19 protein-coding genes and 1 tRNA gene are annotated in these 23,594 nt (G+C 45.2%); 6 read left to right on the top strand and 14 right to left on the bottom strand.

The genetic code is table 11. The features are described from left to right. The first annotated feature begins 28 nt into the window (after window positions 1–28). The 3 genes from GPLA_RS06240 (at window position 29) to GPLA_RS06230 (ending at window position 2,623) form a co-directional block, all read left to right on the top strand. Entirely contained in the window at window positions 29–1,249 is a 1,221-nt protein-coding gene (locus GPLA_RS06240; protein WP_007104013.1) for an FAD-dependent oxidoreductase, read from the top strand. 24 nt (window positions 1,250–1,273) lie between these two features. Then, entirely contained in the window at window positions 1,274–1,741 is a 468-nt protein-coding gene (gene ybaK, locus GPLA_RS06235) for a Cys-tRNA(Pro) deacylase (protein ID WP_007104012.1), read from the top strand. Window positions 1,742–2,014: 273 nt separating this feature from the next. After that, window positions 2,015–2,623: a MarC family protein gene (locus GPLA_RS06230; protein ID WP_007104011.1), complete on the top strand. Its 609-nt coding sequence runs from the start codon at window positions 2,015–2,017 to the stop codon at window positions 2,621–2,623. Window positions 2,624–2,669: 46 nt separating this feature from the next. Here GPLA_RS06230 and GPLA_RS06225 read toward each other — a convergent pair whose 3' ends face one another. The 10 genes from GPLA_RS06225 to GPLA_RS06180 all read right to left on the bottom strand — a co-directional run bounded on the left by GPLA_RS06225 (window position 2,670) and on the right by GPLA_RS06180 (window position 17,732). Then, window positions 2,670–4,715: a hypothetical protein gene (locus tag GPLA_RS06225; protein ID WP_007104010.1), complete on the bottom strand. Its 2,046-nt coding sequence runs from the start codon at window positions 4,713–4,715 to the stop codon at window positions 2,670–2,672. Further along, complete coding sequence (locus GPLA_RS06220) at window positions 4,712–7,081, bottom strand: hypothetical protein (protein WP_007104009.1); 2,370 nt, start codon at window positions 7,079–7,081, stop codon at window positions 4,712–4,714. Before GPLA_RS06220 ends, GPLA_RS06225 begins: the two co-directional genes overlap by 4 nt. Beyond that, a complete protein-coding gene (locus GPLA_RS06215) occupies window positions 7,071–8,615 on the bottom strand; it encodes a BatA domain-containing protein (RefSeq protein WP_007104008.1) in 1,545 nt (514 codons plus the stop codon). The genes GPLA_RS06220 and GPLA_RS06215 overlap by 11 nt, the downstream gene beginning before the upstream one ends. A 2-nt stretch (window positions 8,616–8,617) precedes the next feature. After that, complete coding sequence (locus tag GPLA_RS06210; protein WP_007104007.1) at window positions 8,618–9,520, bottom strand: DUF58 domain-containing protein; 903 nt, start codon at window positions 9,518–9,520, stop codon at window positions 8,618–8,620. A gap of 2 nt (window positions 9,521–9,522) precedes the next feature. After that, the gene (locus GPLA_RS06205) at window positions 9,523–10,590 is read right to left on the bottom strand and encodes an AAA family ATPase (protein ID WP_007104006.1); all 1,068 of its coding nucleotides are present in this window, start codon (window positions 10,588–10,590) and stop codon (window positions 9,523–9,525) included. Between the two features lie 78 nt (window positions 10,591–10,668). Beyond that, complete coding sequence (locus GPLA_RS06200; RefSeq protein ID WP_007104005.1) at window positions 10,669–11,379, bottom strand: DUF4159 domain-containing protein; 711 nt, start codon at window positions 11,377–11,379, stop codon at window positions 10,669–10,671. Between the two features lie 72 nt (window positions 11,380–11,451). Next, window positions 11,452–12,786 carry a TldD/PmbA family protein gene (locus GPLA_RS06195; RefSeq protein ID WP_007104004.1) on the bottom strand — a complete coding sequence of 445 codons (1,335 nt, stop codon included), beginning with the start codon at window positions 12,784–12,786 and terminating at the stop codon, window positions 11,452–11,454. A 26-nt stretch (window positions 12,787–12,812) separates the two neighbouring features. Next, window positions 12,813–14,441, bottom strand: a complete 1,629-nt coding sequence (locus GPLA_RS06190) for a TldD/PmbA family protein (protein WP_040514022.1) — start codon at window positions 14,439–14,441, stop codon at window positions 12,813–12,815. A gap of 169 nt (window positions 14,442–14,610) precedes the next feature. Next, entirely contained in the window at window positions 14,611–16,377 is a 1,767-nt protein-coding gene (locus GPLA_RS06185; protein ID WP_007104002.1) for a DUF885 domain-containing protein, read from the bottom strand. After that, complete coding sequence (locus tag GPLA_RS06180) at window positions 16,377–17,732, bottom strand: M24 family metallopeptidase (protein ID WP_007104001.1); 1,356 nt, start codon at window positions 17,730–17,732, stop codon at window positions 16,377–16,379. The genes GPLA_RS06185 and GPLA_RS06180 overlap by 1 nt, the downstream gene beginning before the upstream one ends. A gap of 507 nt (window positions 17,733–18,239) precedes the next feature. Between GPLA_RS06180 and GPLA_RS06175 the strand changes: the two genes are divergently transcribed. Next, window positions 18,240–18,650, top strand: a complete 411-nt coding sequence (locus tag GPLA_RS06175) for a MerC domain-containing protein (RefSeq protein WP_007104000.1) — start codon at window positions 18,240–18,242, stop codon at window positions 18,648–18,650. 52 nt (window positions 18,651–18,702) lie between these two features. Here the strand turns inward: GPLA_RS06175 and GPLA_RS06170 are convergent, their stop codons facing one another. The 4 genes from GPLA_RS06170 to rsgA form a co-directional block, all read right to left on the bottom strand. After that, entirely contained in the window at window positions 18,703–19,395 is a 693-nt protein-coding gene (locus GPLA_RS06170; RefSeq protein WP_007103999.1) for a glycerophosphodiester phosphodiesterase, read from the bottom strand. 9 nt (window positions 19,396–19,404) lie between these two features. Further along, the gene (locus tag GPLA_RS06165) at window positions 19,405–20,271 is read right to left on the bottom strand and encodes a DMT family transporter (protein ID WP_007103998.1); all 867 of its coding nucleotides are present in this window, start codon (window positions 20,269–20,271) and stop codon (window positions 19,405–19,407) included. A 2-nt stretch (window positions 20,272–20,273) separates the two neighbouring features. Further along, entirely contained in the window at window positions 20,274–21,134 is an 861-nt protein-coding gene (asd, locus tag GPLA_RS06160; protein ID WP_007103997.1) for an archaetidylserine decarboxylase, read from the bottom strand. Between the two features lie 142 nt (window positions 21,135–21,276). Beyond that, window positions 21,277–22,305 carry a small ribosomal subunit biogenesis GTPase RsgA gene (gene rsgA, locus GPLA_RS06155; protein ID WP_007103996.1) on the bottom strand — a complete coding sequence of 343 codons (1,029 nt, stop codon included), beginning with the start codon at window positions 22,303–22,305 and terminating at the stop codon, window positions 21,277–21,279. A 112-nt stretch (window positions 22,306–22,417) separates the two neighbouring features. Here rsgA and orn point away from each other — a divergent pair, with 112 nt between their 5' ends. Next, window positions 22,418–22,963 (top strand): oligoribonuclease, encoded by a 546-nt coding sequence (gene orn, locus GPLA_RS06150; RefSeq protein WP_007103995.1) that lies wholly within the window; start codon window positions 22,418–22,420, stop codon window positions 22,961–22,963. Between the two features lie 211 nt (window positions 22,964–23,174). Beyond that, window positions 23,175–23,249: transfer RNA gene (locus tag GPLA_RS06140), tRNA-Gly, on the top strand. Window positions 23,250–23,594: the final 345 nt, after the last annotated feature.

The following is a 23,594-nucleotide window of genomic DNA, read 5'->3' as shown; positions in this document are numbered from 1 at the left end:
AACCTAACCTTAAATAGGAACGTAATTGATGCAAAGTTATGATGTGGTCGTCATCGGAGGAGGTGTCGTTGGTCTAACGGTGGCACTTACTTTAGCCACAAGTGAGCTCAATGTTGCCGTAATTGATGCACAAGTTGGTGACCAGTCCCTCGACGCCGCGCCTCAATTGAGAGTGAGTACTTTCACGCTAGCCACCCAAACTGTGATGGAAAAGCTGGGTGTGTGGCCGTTACTTGACCAAGAGCGTTTGTGTGCTTATCAGCATATGTCCGTATGGGATCAAGACAGCTTCGCAAATATCGGGTTTTCCCATGAAGATGTGCAACAGCCATATTTGGGGCACGTGGTTGAAAATCAAAATTTGCGCCGCGCTCTATGGTTAAAAGCACAGCAAAGCAAACATATTAGTCTTATTGCGCCGAAAAAAGTGAGCAAGATGGTATTTGGTCAACAAGAAAGTTTTCTCACCCTTGATGACGAAAATATGCTCACCGCTCGTTTGGTGGTCGGTGCCGATGGCGCCAATTCTATGGTGCGACAAAAAGCGAATTTACCCCTGACATTTTGGGACTACGAACATCATTCGATTGTCGCGACGATCAAAACAAGCTTACCCCACGACAACACGGCTCGTCAGGTCTTTACCGCTCATGGGCCACTTGCGTTTTTACCCCTTTGGGATCAGCACCATTGCTCAATCGTTTGGTCGCAACAAGAGCCCATAGCGAAACAATTACTGGCGTTAGATAACGCCGCATTTGCTAAAGCATTAATGGCGACCTTTGATATGCGATTAGGCATATGTGAGGTGGTAAGTGAGCGTCACAGTTTTCCCCTTAAAATGCGTTACGCCAGGCAATGGGTAACGGATCGTGTTGCCTTGGTGGGTGATGCGGCCCATACGGTGCACCCGTTGGCAGGTCAGGGGGCAAATCTTGGGATCATGGACGCAGTGGCATTGGCTGAGCAGGTCATTAAAATATCAGAGCAGGGTAAAGATATTGGTTTAAGCAAAAATTTGCGCCCTTATGAGCGCTGGCGTAAAACGGAAGCGGTAAAAATGATCGCCACCATGGAGTCGTTTAAACGCTTGTTTGATGGGGCCAATCCGGTGCAAAAATTCGTTCGGGATATCGGCTTATCAGCAATGGACCAATTACCGAGGGCGAAGCAAAATATTGTGCGCCACGCCATTGGTTTAAGTGGCGAGCTGCCTGCTTTGGCCATGGGTGAACAGCGACAGGGTTAATTCCTGTGCAAGGAAGGGTGCAAAATGACACCGGCTATTAATTTATTGCTTAAAAGTAAAATTGCTCACCAAGTGCTGCAATATGAACATGATGCACAAGCTGAATCATTTGGTTTAGAAGCGGCTCAGAAACTAAGTTTAGCCGCCAATGTGGTGTTTAAAACACTCGTTGTTAAGTTAGACACCCAGACGTTATGCGTCGCTATATTGCCTGTCGAACGCATGCTTAGTATGAAATTGCTAGCCAAAGCAGTGGGGGCAAAAAAAGCCCAGATGGCAGATAAAGCAGAAGTGGAGCGAGTGACAGGTTATGTACTTGGCGGCGTGAGTCCACTAGGGCAAAAGAAACGTCTAATGACAATCATAGATACCTCCGCGCGGGAACTACAGACATTTTACGTCAGTGCTGGTAAAAGAGGACTAGAAATAGCGCTCACCCCGGATGATTTGGCGTCGATTTTAAATGCTAGGTTTGCTGCGATTTGCCAGTGAGATCCATTTTTCATTTTGCCGACGATCTCGTATTTTAATCACGCACTCTACTCATTTCGTGACTTCTGGATACATTAAGTGACATTTTTAATGTCGATTAGATAGCCGTGTTTATGTTATATTTGTCTCTTGTATATTGGCAACTAATATTGGCTATTCGGTATTATCTTTAATAAGGAGCATTAATCCCACCTATTATTTTAGTAACACACATCACTTTGTTAGGGTAATATTTATCCCCTTACTCCATGACTTTTCTTCCGTAGGAGCCATATGAGCGAATTAATCCCGATTTTTATTTTCTTCTTTGCCGTCATCGACCCTATCGGTAGTGTGCCTGTTTTTATTGCGACTACCACTGGTTTTGATGCCAAAGCCAAACGCCATATTGCTTATAAGGCCATTATTGCCGCAACGGGTATCTTGTTGTTTTTCATTGTTGCCGGTGAGTACTTACTGTCAGCTATGGGGATCCCACTTTCTGCCTTTGAAATTGCTGGCGGGATCGTATTATTTCTTTTTGCGTTAACCATGATATTTGGTGAGGGCAAGGCTAAAAGCGAGTTACGCATGGCCAAGTCGGTTACTGAAACCGCTATTTTTCCATTGGCGGTGCCGTCCATTGCTAGCCCCGGAGCTATGCTTGCTGCGGTTATGCTCACGGAAAATGCCCGTTATACCTTAGAGGAGCAAGCAACAACGGCGGGTATCATGCTATCAGTGCTGTTGATCACGCTTATTCTGCTCATGACGGCAGGGCCTATTCACAAAATCATTGGCAACGGTGGTGCAAATATTGTCAGTAGAGTCATGGGATTAATCCTTGCCTCTGTGGCGACAGCCAGTATTCTTGAGGGAATTAAAACGTATTTCGCGTTATAAGCTATTCGGTCAATAATCGCTGTTATATTGTCGCCCTTGCTCAATTTCAGAGCAAGCGGCGCGCCAACCACAACAGTGTCAGCATTAACAAAAGCAGACCGTAAAACCATCCTTTATGTAAAATTTCCTGGTGTATGTTGCTCGTTTTTTGAGGGCTTAACGCAGCCATTTCTTTGCTGGCGGCGTGTTTATTTGATTGCTGCCAACTAGGCCATGTATCAGGGGAATACACGTACCGGTATTGCGAGGCGGCAGGTTTATTTAGCGATGTTTCAGCTTGATTAGCGGTAGTCGTGTTAGCGAGATAAAGGCGGTGCCAACCAGACGTTTGTGGCCAATAATGTGTGCACCACCAAATAGGTTGCTCAGGTTGTTGATTCAACACCAAGGGTTGTTCTATGCGCAGTTGGTTATCCATGTACTGGCTAAATGCTTGGTAGCGGGACACAGTAAATTTATCATTGCCTAGGGTTAAACAGGCATTCAACTGGGCATGTAACAAGGTCAATTGGTCTTGTTTCTCTGGTTGCCAGTACGTGTGCAGCGTATTGCGGGCAATTTGTTTAAACAAATAATGCCATAAGCGCCCATACGCTTGTTGATTATCGTTGATTTTCCACACATAGCTGCGTGGTATTAAGGTCATGGCGACTTGCCCTAACCCCTGATGGATACGTTTGACCAGAGGACGTTGGTTAGGGGCGTTAAGCAATACATCGCCTTGCTCATTGCTAAAACGTAAGGGCGATACCGCAAGCAATTGACTGGTCATGGCTTTAGCGTTTTTCGTTACGGGCCTCTGTGGGTAGATAATCGCTAATTCATCTTCTGCTTGCTTATCTACTTGTACCCTAGGCATATTCAGTTTCTTTTTTTGCGGCGCACCATTGAACAAATTACTATCGGCTAAATCGTTATCAGCAAAAACCAATAAGCCCATCCCAGACTCGACCGCTTCCCCCAAGCGGTCTCGCTCATCAACAGATAGCTGCACTAATCCGCGCCCATCCATGAGTAAAATGTCGCTGTCATTTAAGGCTTGTGGGCTGAAAAATTGTTTACCCTTGGGAGCAACTGAACCTGTTGCGAGGGGGGCTTGATTGATAGTTTGGCGCAAATAGGCCTGTTGACTGATTTGCGTAACAACTTTTATCTGACTGCCTGTTTTGCTAGCCCAGTCTTTTAGGTGTTTGGTTTCAAAAGATGGGGCAGATTGCCAAATCGCCACACGCAGCGTAGGCGGCTGCTCAATGGATACCGCTAACTGACTTTGCTCAAGTACCTGTTGGCTGCTTAACGTTAGCAATTTCAATGTATATAACCATTGACCAGCCGATTTGGGTTGTGTACTTAAATGGAATGATTGTCCGGCGACGAGATGCACCTCTTGTTCTACTGAACCGCTTGGCGTTTGTAGCTGTAATAAATATTGAGTCGTGTCGTGACTATTTGCCTTGTCTACTGTAGTTGGGGCTTGCACGATCCCAGTAATATCAAGCTGCTCACCTAAGGTGATTTGTCTATTCCAGCGCATATCTACCAAGCCGGTACTTTTAATGCTGGGGCTAAACGTGACAGCGATACTGTTAGTATAAACACCGTCCCTATGTGCTTGAGTGGCGAGCAATGTTCGCCACTGTTCAGAGCTTAAGCCATCCCCTAACACGGATATTGTATCAACATCAGGCATGGCATGAACGAGCAGAGATGGCGAGGCTAAATAGGTTGCGCCAGACAAATCGATATTGTTATCCAACGTGAATACCGTGTTATAACCGGATTTATCCCTGCCTAAGGCTGCGAGTTTTTCTTGGCTTACGCCTGATGTAACCAATATGGCTTGCTTGGTGTGAGTATGGGAATACCTGGTATCTAATACCGTGCCTAAAAAAGCCATGAAGGCTAAGGTATTGAGGCTTAACAGAAGCGCGCAAATATACCGTCGAGGTTTGAATAAACGGCGATAAATCAACAGATTGCTAAATAGCCATGCTCCTAGCAGCAGTATGCCCAGTACCGTGCACTGCCCTAACGACATATTCTGCGGCGTGGTTAATGAATATGCGCCTATTTGTGCGACGTGCCAGCTCATGGGTGTTCCTTGATGCGCAAAAACTCCGCGTAATGTTTAATGGCAGGTTGGGTATTGCTATATGGGCGACGCAGTTGGGCAGGGCTACTTTGTGCTGGTGGTAAAAGCTGCCACAACTGTGCTTGCAAACGCTCGGCGCACAATTCACATGATGTTGGGTGGCGTTGCTTGGCGCTTTCAATTTGTGCTAGCAAAGCAAGTATCCGAATGACATTGGGATCCTCATCTAACATGTTCTGTAACCGTGAGTTTGCATCTTGCAGTATTGCGAGTTCGTCGTTATTAAAAGGCATGGTCGATTGCATTGGAGCATTGAGTAACGCAATGAGGCGTTGCAGTGCTTGTATGTTGCTGTCATTTTGAACGGTGGGATGCTGTTGCACGTTATTTTCAATATCATCTAACTTGCCTTGATAACGACGCTTCTCGCTCACGGGCGGGGGCTCAAATCCAAGCCGTTTCACGTAAATCCGCTCGGCTTTTTTAGCGCGATTTAACCATAACAAGGCTTGCTCTTCATGGGGAAGGGCATCTTGCGGACGATTTAATCTCAATTGGCTTTCCGCTTGCCACATATATCCAATGGCGCGCTTCATCATGACCCGAGGGTTTTGTTCTATTGTGTCTTGGGTTTTAAATATCGCTACGTCGGTTTCGCCGTGAGCGTGACCAAACTGTTCTATTGCCGTTTGGTAGCCTGACTTATCCATTGCGTCAGGTTTTGAATGTGCGCTGTGTTCCTTGTGTTCATCCTCTTTCTCGTCATCAGCATGTTCTTCATGGTTGTCTTGGTCGAATTGCTCAGTGTTTGCTCCGCCTTCCATGGTGTGCACTATGCCACTTATTTCATCTCCTACAAATTGGCCGTATTTGTGTTTTAAATCGGCTTGAGCGATGCCCAGTTCTCCAGAGGTCTGTTTAAACTCGGGGTCATTTAATATCGCTTCATTCGCAATCAGTGCTTTGGTATCTATGATAATCTGACGCTGGCTTTTAAAATAAGCAGGCATGTTGTCGACTAAGGTGCCCTCACTGAACACCGTTTCGGTGTCTTCGTCTAACCAACGCACAATTTTGCTCGAAGAACGGCTCAGTTGAGGATCCGGCTGACGGTTATCCCATGCTCTGATACTAAAATACAGCTCATCTCCTGGTGCCATTCCAAGGGCAACTAAATCCCATGATTTGTTATACACCTGCTCGCCTGCAATGCTTTGAACGGTATCGAAGGTAAATACGCTGTCGCGAAACTTAACAGACTCTCCTGAGCCTTTGGCAACTGAGGCAATTATTTCTACTTTACCTAGCGCAAAATCATCCTTTATGAGGGCTTGGGTGTATACCACAGGCTTCGTTCCCTCAGCATAGCTAGGTATTTCAGTGATCGTGGCTTGTGGCGCAATGAAGGTTATTTTGGGAGCTTCATCTGCAGTGACCATTAAGGTGTGTACCGCTACAACCCTTTGTTTTTCATCGAGGACTTGGTAAACCGATGAACGATGAATAACCTTAGACCCAGTGAAAATGCCGTCCGCATTTTGAGTTAACGCAAGGCTGTCATTATCACTAAATTTAAGGCTGTACTGTGATTGACGGGCAGATAAGTCGATGCGCCAAGTTGCTTGGCTACCAGCAAGTACTTGCGCATCTAAAGCATGTGTCTGATGAGTGGTGTATCCGTTAATGCCAAGGGCATATGGAGGCGGTGTGACATCCAGTTGCGCGGTTATTATGCTGGCCAAACGGTCTGCTTTAACGCTGGTGCTGTTAGCTTGACCGTTGAGGCTGGCATGTTCACTTTGTCCTATCCAAGACTGTGGGTTACCAGCAACAAAATACCATAAGATGAAACACACTAATCCTGTGGCTATATTGATGAAAATAGGCACTTTAAGTGGATAGCGTGCCGCTAAGTCAACATCCTTGGTATGGATTAAGTTATCTAACGCATTTGCGCTGCGATTGAACTGCAAGCGCTGAAGACTTGTGAGCGATTGCTCGGGCGTTAGACCTAAGCTACTAGTGTTATCTTCAACCATGAACAGCAATGCACAGCTTTCTTCAAGAGTTGAAAAGCGCCTGTTAAGATCTTTTGCTAAATTAGCGTAGGTTATTTGTCGATAAGACGGGCGCACAAAACCCAAGACAAAAATAAACACTGGCGCGCATAGCAGCAAGGTGTATTGCGCGTAAATTGGCCACTGAGAATAGACCTGAGACAATAACAGACAAGACAGCAACGCAAGTACAAACAACAAAGGGTTGCATTGCAACATATGCTGGAACAGTTGACGCTGTTTACTTTTTTGTAAAGCGCGCTTTAACGCATGCAATCGTTGAGCGGGCAATAGAGGTTTACCCTTCATTGGTTCGTCCGTCAACGCGGCTTGTTTTAACGCCAAACTCAGCCCACACTCGCTCAAGACAAAATGCGCCGACTAACATAATGAGTAACCAATGATGATTGCTCTTTTCACGCTGACGGTTTAACGCTTTGCTTAGACGTATGTTCTGGGAAATCGGTGGCAATTGGGCTTGACTAGCGCCAGCAGTAATTTGCGTTGTATGTAAGCGCGCATTGGTCGAAAATTCATCACGATAAGCCTGTCGATTCAGGATACTGTCTAGGGTAAAAGGAAAGTCCAATTGGGTGACCCAATTGCTCCAATTAGGCTCAAAACGGCTGTGAAAACGTAAGACTTGCCCAGGTGTCTCTGAGTGACTATCTGTGACGGAGTCTAATACGGTTTGTCCCTCATCGGTTTGCCATATTACCTTGGTGACTTCTTTTTTTTGTGTATCTGCCCCTCTATCTTTTTTGGCTAGTAACACCTTTGGCGGCTCACCCATTTGCGTTAGCTTAATATCACTGTTTGCGGGGCTGCTAATATTGCTACTAACCTGCCAATTGCCTTGTTCGAGGGCATCGGCTGCGACTAACAAAAGTTGCCCTCCACCTTGAACATATTGACTTAAGCGAGTGCGTGATTCAGTGCTCGGTTGTCCATTCGCTAGGTAAAATATCCAGTCATATCGTGACAATTCAGCCCAAGCTGAAAAGGTTGCAAGCTGGGCTAAGTCAAATTGTATTTTATGCTCGCGCTGGGTGTTAATGGCACTTAATGCTGCGCGTATATAATCTGCCTGTTCTTGGTTTTTTTGCGTTAATAGCAGCAATATCGTCGATTTTAAACTGTTTTTTGCCGCATTTTCCTTTTTCAAGATATGCCATTTTATTTGAGCTGGCACGGCCACTTGTTCGTTATCGAATAGCGCAAGGCGGTCGGTGGTAAATACCTGAATATTTGCCGGAGTTATTGTGGTGTGTGTGGCGTAAAAGTCGGCGACCTGCTGCCAGATCGTAAGCTGCGGTCTTACAGAATGCTGCTTCGTTACCTTATCTGGATTTAACACGCTAAGTGTTAATAGGCCCTGTTCGCTCGAGATATAATCATCATTATTTGTTCCCTTGATGACGGTATTAAGCTTGTTCAATCCCAACCGTACTAATCGTCTTTCAGACGTATCAGAGGTCTGATTAAACCTATTCAGCAAGGTTTGCTTTTGTTGTTGATTGCTGGTCGCAAGCCAATCATTGCTGACGAGTAAGTATTCGACTTTGCTGTTGTCTTTTGCAGGTTTGGCACACTGGGCGAGTAACAAACTCAACATTATCAAAATGAATACCCGTAATGCTAATAAGAGCCACTGACGGATCCGCATCGCATTTGCTACCCTGCTCTGTTGAATTGGGATAAGGGCAAATTGTGCAAAGGAAATAAGCGGGGCTTTGCTTTTACTGAATAAATGAATGACCAGCGGTATCGTCACCGCTAATAAGCCGAGTAGCCATAGGGGCGATAGCCAAAAGTTAGCTAGGGTATTGATGATGCTCGACACGGTTATCTGACCTTCCTGCGCGACGCGAGATAAGCATGTACGCTTTCATCCAAAGGAAGGTCGATATTAGCCGTAAACAGATTAACGTTCTGCACGCTTAAATGGTCTTGTAAACCCATTTGAAACCGCTGATAAGCTGCAAGATATGGGGCCTTTATGTCTTTACTTGAAACCAGTATTTGTTGTTGTGTTTCCGGGTTTTCGACTCTTATCGCGCCTTTATATGGAAATTTCAGCTCGTCATCACACACCAACTGCATAGCAACGAGTTCATTTTTACTGTGATTCAACGGCTGCATGAATTCCAATATTTCGTGATTATGTTCAATGAAGTCACTTAAAACGAAGATCAATCCTTGGGGGCGTATATTACCAAGCTGCCTTTGTAGGTTTTCGTGAGTAGGAAATTTCTCACCTACTTTTAGTTGGCTTAATTTGAGCATCAGCTTATGCCAATGTCGTTGTCCTGTGCCACAAGGCAGGTAATCAATATGCGTGTCGGACAATCCCAACAGGCCGACTGCATCACCTTGTTGCTGTGCAATATAGGCAATGGTGGCTAAAAAATAACGTGCGTAATCGAGTTTATGCCAACCGTTTTGCGCCTTACTGGCGACGGATTGCTGTAACATAGATTGGCTAGCATCCAGCACCAACCAAATATGAGTGTCACTTTCACGTTCAGCTTCGCGCACAAAATAGCGGTCTGAGCGAGCAAATAGTTTCCAGTCTACTTTGCCTAGCCCATCGCCAGGCTCATAGCTTCGATACTGACTAAATTCGATCCCTGAACCTTTCTGCACGCTCGTGTGTTGACCATGTAATACACCTTCCGCCACAGTTTTGGCTACTAGTGGCATGTCTTTTATCCGCGAAAGCGTAAGGGGATCGATCCATTGCTGCATAATTAGCTTAAGTTACCGGCGGAGGTAGATGACGTCAGCGGACTTTTTGGTAATGGAGTGTGCTTGAGTAAATGGTCAATTACGGTGTCAGTGTCAACGTTTTGTGCTTCAGCCTGAAAGTTGAGCAAAATACGGTGACGCAGCACACCGTGGGCAACTTTATGAATGTCCGTTAGTGTCACCGCGAAGCGCTCATTTAATAGCGCATTGGCCTTGGCACATAATACTAGCGCTTGCCCAGCGCGCGGGCCTGCGCCCCATCTTACGAAGTCTGCAACTTGTGTATTGTCACTGCCGTCAGGTCGAGTATTGCGGGTTAACACACTGATATATTCGAGCAGAACCGCAGATATATCCACTTGGCGCACTAAACCTTGCAGGGTAAGAATGTCTTGTGTGTGCAGGACTTCTTTTAACGTCACGCTTTGTGTACCTGTGGTGCGCTTGAGTATTTCAACTTCTTCTGCTGCGCTTGGATATCCCACACGCACAAACATTAAAAATCGGTCTAACTGAGCCTCAGGTAATGCATAAGTACCTGACTGCTCAACAGGGTTTTGCGTGGCCAGTACAAAAAAAGGTTTAGGCAGCGGATAAATACTACCAGCGTAACTAATCGTGCGCTCTTGCATAGCTTCGAGCAGAGCGGCTTGTGTTTTAGGTGGTGTACGGTTGATTTCATCCGCTAATAGAATATTGGTGAACACCGGACCTTGCTTGAATTTAAAAAAGCGTTCGCCGCTGTCATGATCAGTCTCCAGAATTTCAGTGCCTATAATGTCACTGGGCATTAAGTCTGGGGTAAATTGAATACGCTTATAATCAAGCTCTAAGGTTTTGGCCAGTGAACTCACCATAAGCGTTTTTGCCAAACCCGGGGCGCCTTCAAGTAAGCAATGACCGCCTGCCAGCATGGCGACTAATAATTGTTGAACGACATCGCGTTGGCCGACTATGACTCGCCCGAGCTCTTCTGTCACAGAGGTCAGTTTGGCAAGTAACTGTAAAATGTCTTGCTCGGTTAGGGCTGGGGCTTGCGTCGATACTTGTAAGCTTTCAGTGCTGCTCATGGTCATACTGCCTTATAAATGGGGAAACGTGTTCGCTGAGTTATGGATTATTTCGAGTTGGTTATACCAATCGAAATACTAAGCTGTCATGGCGTAGAGCACGATATTCACCGCAAATTTAGTGTTGTCTTCTTTGAGCCAGCGCTTATTACGAAAATCGTAATCCCACTCGCAGCCCAAATCTTTATTACTGTACAAAACGGCTATTTTACCCTTGATGACTATAGCTTTTAGGTAGTTATGGACCAGATCGTCGCCCCAACCATTAAGCTCGATAGAAGTGCGCGGTGGCCCGTCGAAGGTAAAGAAGGCGCTATAGATAGGGTGATCATTTGGGATCTTTTGCAATGCATCTTCGCCAAACATGGTGCCCATTTGTGCCTCAAACGTTTTAGCGAACATACCGTCGATATCATGATTGCAATCATCTACAAAAACAAACCCGCCGTTTTCTACATAGTGTTTAAAATTCTGTGCTTCGGCATCACTAAACTGAACTAACCTGTGTCCGGCCATATAACAAAACGGCGCGTTTAACATAGTCGGGTCTGATAGGGGCACGATGCGCTCTTTAATGTCGACCCGTAAGCTGGTGTATTCAATCAGTGAGTTGAGCATATTCGCTGGCATACGCTCGTCAACTTCCCAATCCCCGGACTCATAACTGAGGCGGGTAAAATAGAAATCAAAATGACTGCTTTGTGCCCATGAATAAGAGCCCCGGGTTAGGGCTTGCGCCGCAATTGCCACGCAAGAACTTTGAATAAAACGTCGACGATTAATAGCCATAGATTACAACCCGTATTAAATCAGCCCAATAGCAATTATCTCAGGCTCAAATGAGCCTGAGATAGGCGGATGTTAGACCGCGTCAGATAAGCTGCTAAAGGTAAAGTCACGAATTTTCATTGGCGGGATCATGTTACCGTCAATCCGCTGTGGTTCACCTAAGGCTTCAATGTTATTTAGCATCACAATCGGGCTTTCGTTGAAGCGGAAGTTTTTAATCGGGTATTTGATTTTTCCGTTCTCGATGTAAAACGTGCCGTCGCGGGTTAACCCTGTGTATAACAAGCTTTGCGGATCCAGACTGCGGATATACCACAATCGTGTTACCAACACACCACGTCGGGTGCTTTTGATCATTTGGGCTAGGGATTGATCGCCACCTGTCATAATGATGTTGCGATTGCTCGGAATATATTCACTTTTTGTATGCTTCGCCCAATAGGGAGAGTTCGGCATATTTTTAATGGTGCCGTCTTTAATCCAGTCGATTTTATTCAACGGGTATCCGTTACTTGCAAAAGGCGCGCTGGGAGCGATCGGATGTTGCGGGTCAGAGTATACATGCACGCGTTCGTCGAACATCTTCTGGCCCAGTTTGTTTTTGGCACCTTCTTGACCTTTCGCAACTTTATTGCTCAAAAAGCTGCGGCCTTCATCGGCAGAGCGCTGATCGAAAGCACGCATCATGTTTTGCAATAGGTCGACACTGGCTGCAGGTTCAAGAATGACGGTGTATTTCCCCGGCTCCATTTCTTTGGCATCAGCGGAACCTTTAGACTTTTGGATGGCAATGGATGACAATTTTGCGGTATCTAAAAGTTTTACGTCACTGTAATTGCCTGATGACCAACCAGAACCTTTACCATCTTCTGTCCGTATAGTGACTGAGAAGTCCACATTGGTTGAGGTGTTATAAGCGAACAAGCCCTTGCTGTTCATAATGGCGCTCATGAGCACTTCGTCTTCTAAGAAGCCTGCTGCTATGAGCTTGTTTTTCTTAGAGGGGTCAATACTGTCAAATGCGGCTTGAGCACGATATTCAGGGGTGACGTTGGCGGTAGTGTCAAAATACGTATTGGCTTTCAAGTAACGTTGTTTGCCAAATATCGGCATGTATTCTTCATTTTCCGGAGCAAGTTTGGCCAACTCCTCAGAACGCAGTACAACTTTCTCTAACGAGGCATTATCAAACTCATTAATAGTGGCTGTGCCTGTGCGCTTGCCAAAGGTTGATTGTACAATAAGCACTAAGTCGCTTTCCTGGCCTGAGGTAGAAACAGTGTTGCGGGCATAGCGAATATTACCGCCCACTTTACTTTCCAAATTGCATTCACACTCATCGGCTTTTGATAACTTTAAAACCTTACTCAGCAGCTCTTTTGCGTGTTTTTCTGTAATGATTGTCATGATTATATTCCTTCTTAGTGAGCCGCTTACACGTTGCGCGCAGTGTTAATAACGTTGATGTTGTCGAATCTCGTGGTTGGGCAACCATGAGAAACTGCGCTCACTTGTGAAGGCTGGCCTTTGCCATCAAAGAACGAACCACCCACTCTATAATCTGATTTCCCGGCTAACTGAGTACAGCTATTCCAAAATTCTTGGGTGTTTGACTGATAAGCCACATCTTCAATTTGATCGACGATTTTACCTTCTTTGATTTCATAGAATAATTGCCCGCCAAACTGGAAGTTATAGCGTTGCTGGTCGATTGAATACGATCCACGACCGGCAATGTAAATGCCCTTTTCCACGTCTTTGATAACATCATCTGCGGATAAGTCTTTGTCGTTAGGGCGAAGGGAGACATTAGACATACGCTGAAACTGCACGTCGCGCCAGCTTTGTGAGTAACTACACCCGTGGGACTCTTTTTGGCCTAGCATGTGTACTTGGTCTCGGGTCGCTTGATAGTTGACTAAAATCCCGTCTTTAATCAGATCCCACTCTTTGGTTTTCACCCCTTCATCATCGTAGGCTACGTTACCTAGGGTGTGAGGCTGATTTTTATCGGCGTATAAATTGACGATATCCGAGCCGTATTGGAATTTACCACTTTGCCATTTATCTAAAGTAGCAAAGCTGGTACCTGCATAGTTGGCTTCATAGCCAAGTACGCGGTCAAGTTCCAACGGGTGGCCCACAGACTCGTGAATGGTCAGCATTAAATGCGCAGGATCCAATACCAGGTCGTACTTACCTGGTTCAACTGATTTGGCGTTAAGCTTCGCTTGTAGTTGTTTACCAGCAGCAGCGGCATCTTCAACCATATCGTAGGAGTTGTTGTAACCTACGTTAGCACCTTGAATGCGTACTTTGTCCTTTTCTAGACCGTCTAAATATTCGTATCCCATGCCAACAGGATTACCCAGCGCTGCGCGCTGCTTAAAGCCGTCATCGCCGATAGCAGTGGCTGTAAACGGGGCCCATAATCGGTGAATATCCTGGTCGATATAGGAACCATCAGTAGAAGCAAAGTACTTTTGCTCGTTGACTAAGAATAACGTTGAGGTGATGAAGTTGGCGCCGTTTTTCATAGCCGCATCGTTTACGGATAACAACAAATCGACCTTGTCTTTAATGGGCACTTCCATGGCGTTTTTGACGATGGGCGTTTGCCAGCTTACATCACCTACACCTTTAACAGGGGCAAGTTGCACAGGCGTGGTTTGAAATTTAGAGTTAGCTATGGCCACAGCAACGGCTTGTTCAGCCGTTTTAGCCACGCTGTCAGGTGTCATATTTGAGGTAGATGCAAATCCCCAGGTGCCGTTCGCAATCACGCGTACGCCAATGCCTGCAGATTCGGTATTAACTATGTTATCAACACGGGTTTCGCGAGTCGTCACGAATTGATTTAAGTAACGGCCAATACGCGCATCGGCATACGTTGCCCCTTTTGCCTTTGCAGCGTTTAATGCGATATCAGCAAGCTTCTTTTTATAAGCTACGTCCATTGGTTTATCAAGTAGTTGATCGGCGGATATAGCCGCCCCCGAAATGGGTAGCATAAGGGTGCCCATGCCGGCACTCCCTAATTTAATAAAGTCGCGTCGTTCCATTTGCTCTGTCCCCTGGGTTAGGTGTTGTTATGATTATATTTTTACAACTTTCTAAGAAGTCTATATTTACGTTAGCTAGTGTAGGGTAAAGAGTAAAAGGCACTCAAGTCGGTGAATTACTCTTTATTTACTTATTTATGACTAATACGTAACAAGCGGTAACAGACGGTTATTCGTCGTGTTTTTGCTGTGTTTCAATCCATAGATTCACTGTGTCTTCTAACACGTCCATTGGCAAAGACCCTTGCCCTAAGATCACATCATGAAACTGGCGTATGTCGAATTTATCATTGAGGCTGTGCTCCGCTTTGCTGCGTAGCTCTCGTATTTTAAGCTCGCCAATTTTGTATGATAATGCTTGCCCTGGCCAAGATATGTAACGATCAATTTGATCAGCTGTGGACTTCTCCGTTAGTGCGGTGTGAGAGCCCAAATAATCAATGGCTTGCTGACGACTCCAGCCAAAAGCGTGAATGCCTGTATCTACTACTAGGCGCACGGCACGCCACATTTCATAACCTAAGCGGCCAAAGTCACTGTAGGGATCCTGATAAAATCCGGCTTCTTTGCCTAAGCGTTCGGAGTATAATCCCCATCCTTCGGTGAAGGCAGAATGACTCAAGGTACGGCGAAACTCAGGTACATCCAGCTCCATAGCAATAGTATTCTGCAAATGATGTCCAGGTACCGCCTCATGTAAACTAAGGGCTTCAAGGTTATAAAGGGGCTGCTGGGCAGGATCTGATGTTAAAAAGTAAGTGCCCGGTGTGCGAGTATCCGGTGGCGGCATATAAAATGCCCCCCTGGAGGCCGAGCCGTTTATTGTGAAGGTATTACGTGGCAAAGTTGCAAAAAAGCTCGGTAATTTGCCGTACATTTTTTGCGTGATGAAGGCCGTTTTTTCCATAACATCTTGACGATCTTGGGCGTAAAATTGCGGATCTGTAGCTAAAAACTGCAGAAATTCGCTGTTACTGCCATCGAAGCCAACTTGTTTGATATTGGCTTGCATTTCCTTATCGATGCGCTCTACTTCATCTAAACCAAGTTGATGAATTTGCTTTGGCGTTAGCTCTGTCGTGGTGTAGTAATTAACGGCATAGGCGTAATACTCGGCTCCGCCTTTTACACTACTTATGCCTGGTTCTTTGCGGCAATGAGTCATGTAATCATTGACAAAATAATCGTAAAAATGAACATAGGCTGGCACTACAGCTTGTTTAATCAGTTCAGCCCCTTTTTTAGCATATTGGGCTTTTTGTGCCGGGCTAAATTGGCCAGGAAAGCGGGTGAAAGGTTCGTATAACGCGCTGTCTTCGGGCGTATCGACTATGTGCGTAGCGATACTTTGTTGATAATTTTTGAAGGTTTCGCAGTGTTGTACAAAACCGTTTTTAACGCCTTGTGCAAGTAAGTCGATATTCTCTTGATTGAAGCGAGGATAATCGGCAAGACTGACTAGGTATTGATCGTAATCTTGTGAGTTCTGAAATGCCATATTGGCTGGCGCTTCAGCAAAATAGGTATGCCAACCACTTAAAAAATTGATCGGGAAATAACGGTCTTGAAATTGATAACTGTTCGCTTCTGTTTCTCGTTCGTATTTGAACAAACGATAGCTCACTTGTTGCTCTGTACCTAACTGCGTCATGTCGATGGCATTCAATGCGTCGAGCATGCGTTGATTAAACGCTTCACGGCGGGCAAAGCCCTGTGGACTAAAGTCGGCGAGTTTGCCTTGGGGTTTCCAGCCGTCAGGGTCGGTACGAAAAAATATTTTTTCCTTTTTTGCTGCTTGCCAATGGGTGTCCAGCAAGGCCGAAAAATCTTCGTTAGCGCCAGCCCACGCTGCTGAACTGATGGTTAGCAAAGTCAGGGTGCGTAATGTTTTAGCCAGCGCGCTAGATGTACGCGCCAATAATGTAGAGTGCTTCATTAAATGGTTTCTTCTTTGGTCGATAAGAGGGAAGGGAGCAGAGCTGATAAGTTCGAGTCCAGAGGGCTTAACCTACCTATGGGCGACTCGAGATTATCTGGCGGTGTGGTGAACCAGTGGGGACCTTCTTTTGTCATATAAATGCAGTCTTCTAGCCGTACGCCAAATTCCTCCGGGATATAAATGCCAGGCTCATCTGAAAAACACATACCCACTTGCAGTTGGGTTGCTTCGTTGTGTACAAAATTCACGGGTTCATGGCCTTCCATGCCAATACCGTGGCCCGTGCGATGAGATAGGCCGGGCAACTGATAGTCAGGCCCTAAACCTTGTGTTTGATAGTAAGCACGCACCGCATCATCAACCGCACCAGCAGGGGTACCAAGTTGGGCTTTTTCAAAGGCGATTTGTTGACCTTGGCGCACTGTTTGCCAAATTTTAAGTTGTTTTTTACTGGGCTCACCAAACACAAATGTGCGGCTGATATCAGACTGATATCCATGCACCGCGCAGCCACAATCCATCAATACCGTAGAGCCGGCTTGAATGGTTTGTGCTTGTTTACTGCCATGGGGATATGCACTGGCTTCGTTGAAAAGTGCCATCGTCCAGATACTGGTGCCACCTAGTTGCGCTTGAGCGCTGTTCATCAACTGATTGACGTCTTGCTGGCTCATACCAATGGCAAGATTAGCGTGCACATGGGCATAAGCGGCCAAAGTTATCTCATTCGCTTTGTGCATTAGGGCTATTTCATGGGGACTCTTAATCATGCGGCAACCCTGAGTAATAGGGTCAGCAGAAGTGTGCTGCATATTGCTCATCAATGCCATCACGCCTTGCAATACGAAGTAACGTACTGATTGCTCAAATGCGAGTTGGCCTTTTTGAATGCCGCGATCTTTCAGTATCTGTTGTATTAACAAGAAGGGACTTTCATGTTCCTGCCACACGCGCACATCATCACCCACTTTAAGAGACTCGCGAATACTGGGCTGTTCAAAGAAGGGGCAAAGCACGGCTATGTCACCTTCTCTTGGTATAACGACTGCGGTTAACCGTTCACTGCGCCACCATTGAATACCACTAAAGTAATCCATGGTGGCGCCCGGCTCTAGCACCATTGCCGCAATATTAAATTGCCTCATCAATTGTTGAGCTTTTTTTATCCGTCCTAGACGTTCGTTTTTGCTGATGGCTTGACTATCACGGGTAAGGTTTTTTAGGAACGATTTATCCCTTGGCGATGAGGTTATTGATGGTGATGGGCTCGCCGCCAATACAGATTGTGCGAGGGGGAAAGTAACAGCTGCAGCAGCACTGGCTTTGATAAAAGCTCTTTTGGTTATATTCATCAGGTTCATTCCATATGACACTTGCCCACAACATTATTACAAAAGGTCGGTGAGATATAGGCAGTTGGCAAAATTGAAAGAATTTAACTGTAAGGAATTTAACCCATGACGAAGAAGTGCCATGGGCAGGCGCCACAATATTTCACCTGACATTACTAAGCTCGTTTTTCGCATCAAAAGCGGCTGAGGGCTGTGTCTTGGCCTAATTCGTTTTGCTGTTTGTGTGGCGTGTTTGGCTAACGTCTTGTGCGTTGGGAACAACGAGCGCAAATCTCAGTTAAGGCCCAGAGAATTTGCGACTTCGCAATTTCATATAGGCGAGATTACAACAGCTCTCGCGTTATTGCTTACGTGAATGCGCGAATAGGCTCACTGTTGGCTTGCGATAATTTCGGCATAAGCTAGTGCTAATTTGCCGGTTAATTGATCAAAATAATCTTGAAATAATTTTGCAATAACAAAAATTTGTTATATTATAACATTCAACTTATTGAGGATTGACTAGCAATGCAAATAACAGAAGATAAATCGCTATTAGACCGACTTGGCATTTGGGCCTCGAGTTTATGTGCGGTCCATTGTCTGGCGTTGCCGATCTTAATCCCCTTGTTACCTTTAGTAGGCGCAAGCTTCTTTGCACAAGACTGGTTCGAACGTACGATTTTATCGTTATCCATGATCGTTGGATTCTGGGCTTTGTTATCGGGTTTCTTTCGTTATCACCGTCAGATTTACCCTCTGTATAGCTTAGTACTAGGCGGGATAATCTATTGGAATAAAAATATGTTCGGCGAAAGCTATGAGCCGTTTACTATTGCTATTGGTGCAATGTTGATTGTGGGGGCTCACGTAGTAAATTTGAAATTGTGTCAAAGTTGCCATAGCTGTGAGGTTGAAACTAGTTGTTCTGCCGATTAAAGCGCATTTAGCCTTGTCAGTCACCCAGGGCTAAATACAGCTAAAATCTATACTAGGCAGCTAAAAATGCTTTTGCCTTTCCTGGCCCATTACTAAAAACACCATCAACCTGCCAATCTTCCAGCCGAGCAAGATCAGCTTGTTGGTCAACCGTGTATGCAAATATCTTCAATCCTCTGCGCTTAGCATCGAGCACAAAAGCTTCATCCATAAAACTGACATCGACGTTGACCGAATAAGCGCTTAACTCTTCAGCGAAACGTGCGTAACCGATTGGATTACAGGCCGTTAGGGCGCCAATTTTTAAATCTGGCGTGTGTTCTTTGATAGCACGCAGTAAATGATGATCAAACGATGAAACAATAAAGTGATCTAAGGTGAAATTAAGTGCATGTTGAGCTTTTTCAATGTTGTCGAGTACCAGTTGCACATCTTTAACGCCTTTAATTTCAATGTTTAACATGCAACGCCCAGCGATACACTCCATTACCTGCCAAAGCGTGGGAATGCGCTCACCTAAACCCGCATCGAGAGCTTGCAGTTGCTCAAAGCTATATTCTTTAAGTTGACCGGTGCCGTTTGTGGTGCGATGCAGCCAGTGATCATGAATGACCAGTAATTGGTGACCATGCTGATGCACATCTATTTCGATACCATCGCAACCTTGTTCTAAGGCTTTATTGATAGCTAAAAGCGTATTTTCAGGAGCATCGGCGCTGGCGCCGCGATGGGCAAAAACAAGCATAAAAGCGGCCTATTTCTTGTGTAATTTCTGAGTGTTAACAGTTTCGTATAAAGCCGCTGAAATAACCAATAATCCGCCGACATAAGTTTGCCAGCTAGGCTGTTCATCGAGTACCAATATCGCCAAAATCACCCCATATAAGGGTTGCATACAGGCGACCAGAGAAAAGGTTTTTGCCCGTAGGTGCTGTAAACTCGTGGCGATAAGCGCATGGGGAACCGCTGTGAAAAAGGTGCCCAGCAGTGCTAAGTATAGGTAGGTTTGGCCACTCGCTTGGAATAATTCAGGTGTAATAAAAAAGCTTAAACAAAAGAAAATAACTAAAGTTTGATACGCCATAGCTAACGAACCGCTATAGTGAGAAAAATATTTTCTGTGGCACAGATTGCGCAGCGCATACAGTACTGCTGAGCCTATACCGACCACAATACCTAAGGTGACATCGTTATCGATAGATACCTCTGGCACAATCAAAAATATGCCAAATAGCACGACGACGGCACTGAGAATGTCTTGCCACACTAAGCGTATACCTTCAAAGAAGGGCTCAATTAAAACGGTAATGACCGGGAAAGTAAAAAGCGCAATCATACCTACAGAGACGCTAGAGTATTGCATGGCGGCAAAATAACTTACCCAGTGGGCAGCCATCAATAAACCTAAACCAATCCCGATGAAGTAATCTTTTCTACGCGCTAAGTTAAGCTTCCCTCCGTTCATTTTTACCAATGAAAACAGCATTAGGCAGGCAATAATAGAACGGCCAAAGGTAATATCGGTGGCTGAAAGGGGAATGACTTTAGAAAATAAAGCCGTCGCCCCCAACAAAATAACCGTGAGGTGTAGAGACCACAGACTTTTTTTAACGGGATCCATGACTATTGCGTCAAAGTTGCGAAAACATCACCGAGGCGTGTTTCATCTCCAGCGTTATAGTCAGCAAAGTCGACCATGTTTGGTTCAAAACAGGCGACTATGGTGGAGCCTAATTTGAAGCGACCTAATTCATCGCCTTTTTTAAGGAAAACCGCTTCTTCGCCTGTGTTAGCGTATTGCCAATGCACGACATTTTGCCCAGCTGGTGGTGATACTGTGCCTGCCCAGACTGTTTCAATGCTTGCGACAATTGTTGCTCCCACTAAGACCATAGCCATTTTGCCTTTTGGGGTATCAAAAATAGCAACTACACGCTCGTTACGGGCAAATAAGCCAGGTACACGGGCTGCCGTTAATGGGCTGACTGAAAATAAATCACCTGGTACATACACCATGTCGGTTAGCTGTCCATCAATGGGCATATGAATGCGGTGATAATCTTTTGGGGATAAATATACAGTGGCGAATTTACCGTTTTTAAAGGCTGCGGCCAATTCGGGCTTGCCACCGAGTAATGTGGTTAAGCTGTAATCGTGACCTTTCGCTTGAAAAATACTGTCTTGCTCAATATCACCTAGCTGACTCACGGCGCCGTCAACAGGCATGGCGACGTCTTGCTCGTTAGGACAAATAACCCGAGCATCGCTTTTTAGTGCTCGAGTGAAAAATTCGTTGAATGAGGCATAATCAGCAGGATCTTCGCGCTCAGCTTCCGCCATATTAACCTTATATTGCTTGATAAATAATTTGATTAACGCGGTCGTTAATCCGCCAGCTTCAGCAGCAGCTAATTTACCAACTAGTCTTGAAATCAAGTGCTTAGGGGTGATGTATTGCAATGCAATTTTTACCGAATCGAACAAAATGAGAATCCTAAAACGAAAAGTTTTTACCGTAGGTGATTGTACAGCAATATTTTATTTTGTGGGAAGGATGATAAGCACTATGGGCTATATGCTAGTTTATTCTGGTGATTAAAGTTCAAACATCATCACCAGAATACATTTAAACCTTACTGTGCGACGGGCGTAGTTCGTCTAAATTCGACAATATCTTATGGTAGCTTTGGTAGCGTAACATACTAATATCGCCTTTTTCTGCCGCAGCTCGAATGATACAACCAGGATCATCGGCATGAGTACAGTCACGGAATTTGCAGCCGCCTATATAATCTCTGAATTCTTTAAAACCCCAGGTAAGACGCTCCATTTGCATATGCCACAGGGCAAATTCACGCACACCAGGGGAATCAATTAAGTCACCACCTTGCGGGAAATGTAATAACTTGGCCGTAGTAGTGGTGTGTTGACCTAGACCAGAGTTATCTGACACTTCATTTGTGATCTCTTTGGCGTCGGGCAGTAGTTCATTAATGATACTCGACTTACCCACACCTGATTGGCCTACAAATACACTGATCTTATCTTTTAAGCACAGGGCAAGATCGCTGATCCCAGTTTGTGTTTTGCAACTTGTATAAACCACCCGATAACCAATGTCGTGATAAATGTGTAATTGTTTTTCAACATCCTCGCGCTCACTGTCGTTAAGCAACTCCACTTTGTTGAGCAATATGACAGGTTCGATGCCTACGTCTTCTGACGCGACTAAATAGCGGTCAATAATGTTCAGGGACAATGCAGGGATTACGGAGCTGACAATGATGATTTGATCGATATTGGCTGCAACAGGTTTAACACCATCATAAAAATCAGGACGAGTGAGCACTGTTTTACGATCATGCACAATCTCTATGACACCACTGATATTTTCAGTGCCATCTTTACCTGGACGGAATAATACCTCGTCTCCACAGACGACGCTGATAACAGTACGACGAATATGGCAACGGTGAATGTGGCCTTCGCTGTCTTCTACATCGGCGTGTTTACCAAAGCGACCGATGACGCGCCCCGGTTGTTGCTCTTCTAATAAATCGTCGCTTGGCGTTGTCACGGGCTCGGCCAAACGCTTTGTGCGATTGTGCGAGACTTGTCGACGTTGCTTATGGGTAAGTTTTGGTTTTTTCGCCACGGGGGAATATCTATATTTGATTCTAATAACTAGTATTATGGTAACGTTAGCAACAACGGAATTATAGCAATTCCTTTCACCAACTTAATTTAGCGCGACATTAGGAGAAACCATGGCGGTGGATGCACAAAACCTTGTTTGGATTGATTTGGAAATGACGGGGTTGCACCCAGAAGTAGATGTAGTGCTTGAAATTGCCACTATAGTGACTGACGCTAATTTGAATATATTGGCAGAGGGCCCGGTGCTGGCCATTCATCAATCTGACGATGTTTTGCACAACATGAACCAATGGTGCATTGACACCCATGGTCAATCGGGATTAACAGAACGTTGTCAGAAAAGCACGATTAACGAACAAACGGCAGTGGCTGAAACAATACGCTTTCTTGAAAAATACGTTCCTAAGGGAGCATCCCCTTTATGTGGTAATACCATAGGCCAAGATCGCCGCTTTATGGTGAAGTACATGCCTGAACTAGAAGAATATTTTCACTATCGCAATATTGATGTGAGCACGTTAAAAGAGTTAGTGAAACGCTGGAAACCAGAAGTGCTTGAAGGTTTTACTAAAAAAGGCGTGCATTTAGCCTTAGATGATATTCGTGAGTCAATTGCAGAACTGGTGTTTTACCGCCAGCACATATTCAATATCTAATTTAAAATGCTTTTGTTGTGTTTTTCTTCGCCTCTATGTTGAGAATCTAAGCATTTAACAGCAACAAACACATATAAATGCAATTTAGGGCTTGCGTCCTCAGCTAGTTTTTGTAAAATGCGCACCCGCTGTTGATGACAGTGGGTGATTTTGTAATAGCTCAGGAACTGAGCAATGACCATAAAGTGGTTGCGAAGCACAGCATTATTATGCGGGAATAGCTCAGTGGTAGAGCACAACCTTGCCAAGGTTGGGGTCGCGAGTTCGAATCTCGTTTCCCGCTCCAAATTTAAAGCGTTCAGAGCAACGGAATATTGTTACTCAGTATGCGACCCCAAGGGGTCACGACAACGCGGTTGCCGGTTACGAGTCTCGTTTCCCGCTGCAAATTTAAAGCGTTCAGAGCAAGGAATATTGTTACTCAGTATGCGACCCCAAGGGGTCACGACAACGCGGTTGCCGGTTACGAGTCTCGTTTCCCGCTCCAATTTCGACGTTTCAGTCAAATTTTAAATCAGTATTCTATTGTGCAAGCGATTAATCGCGATCGAGCGTCGACCGTAACGCGGTTGCCGGTTACGAGCCTCGTTTCTCGCTCCAATTTCGATGTTTCAGTCAAATTTCAAATCAA

This window comes from Paraglaciecola polaris LMG 21857 (genome assembly GCF_000315055.1).
GTDB lineage: Bacteria > Pseudomonadota > Gammaproteobacteria > Enterobacterales > Alteromonadaceae > Paraglaciecola > Paraglaciecola polaris.
Note: the sequence above shows the minus strand (reverse complement) of the source record. Positions and strands in the feature narration are given on the sequence as shown.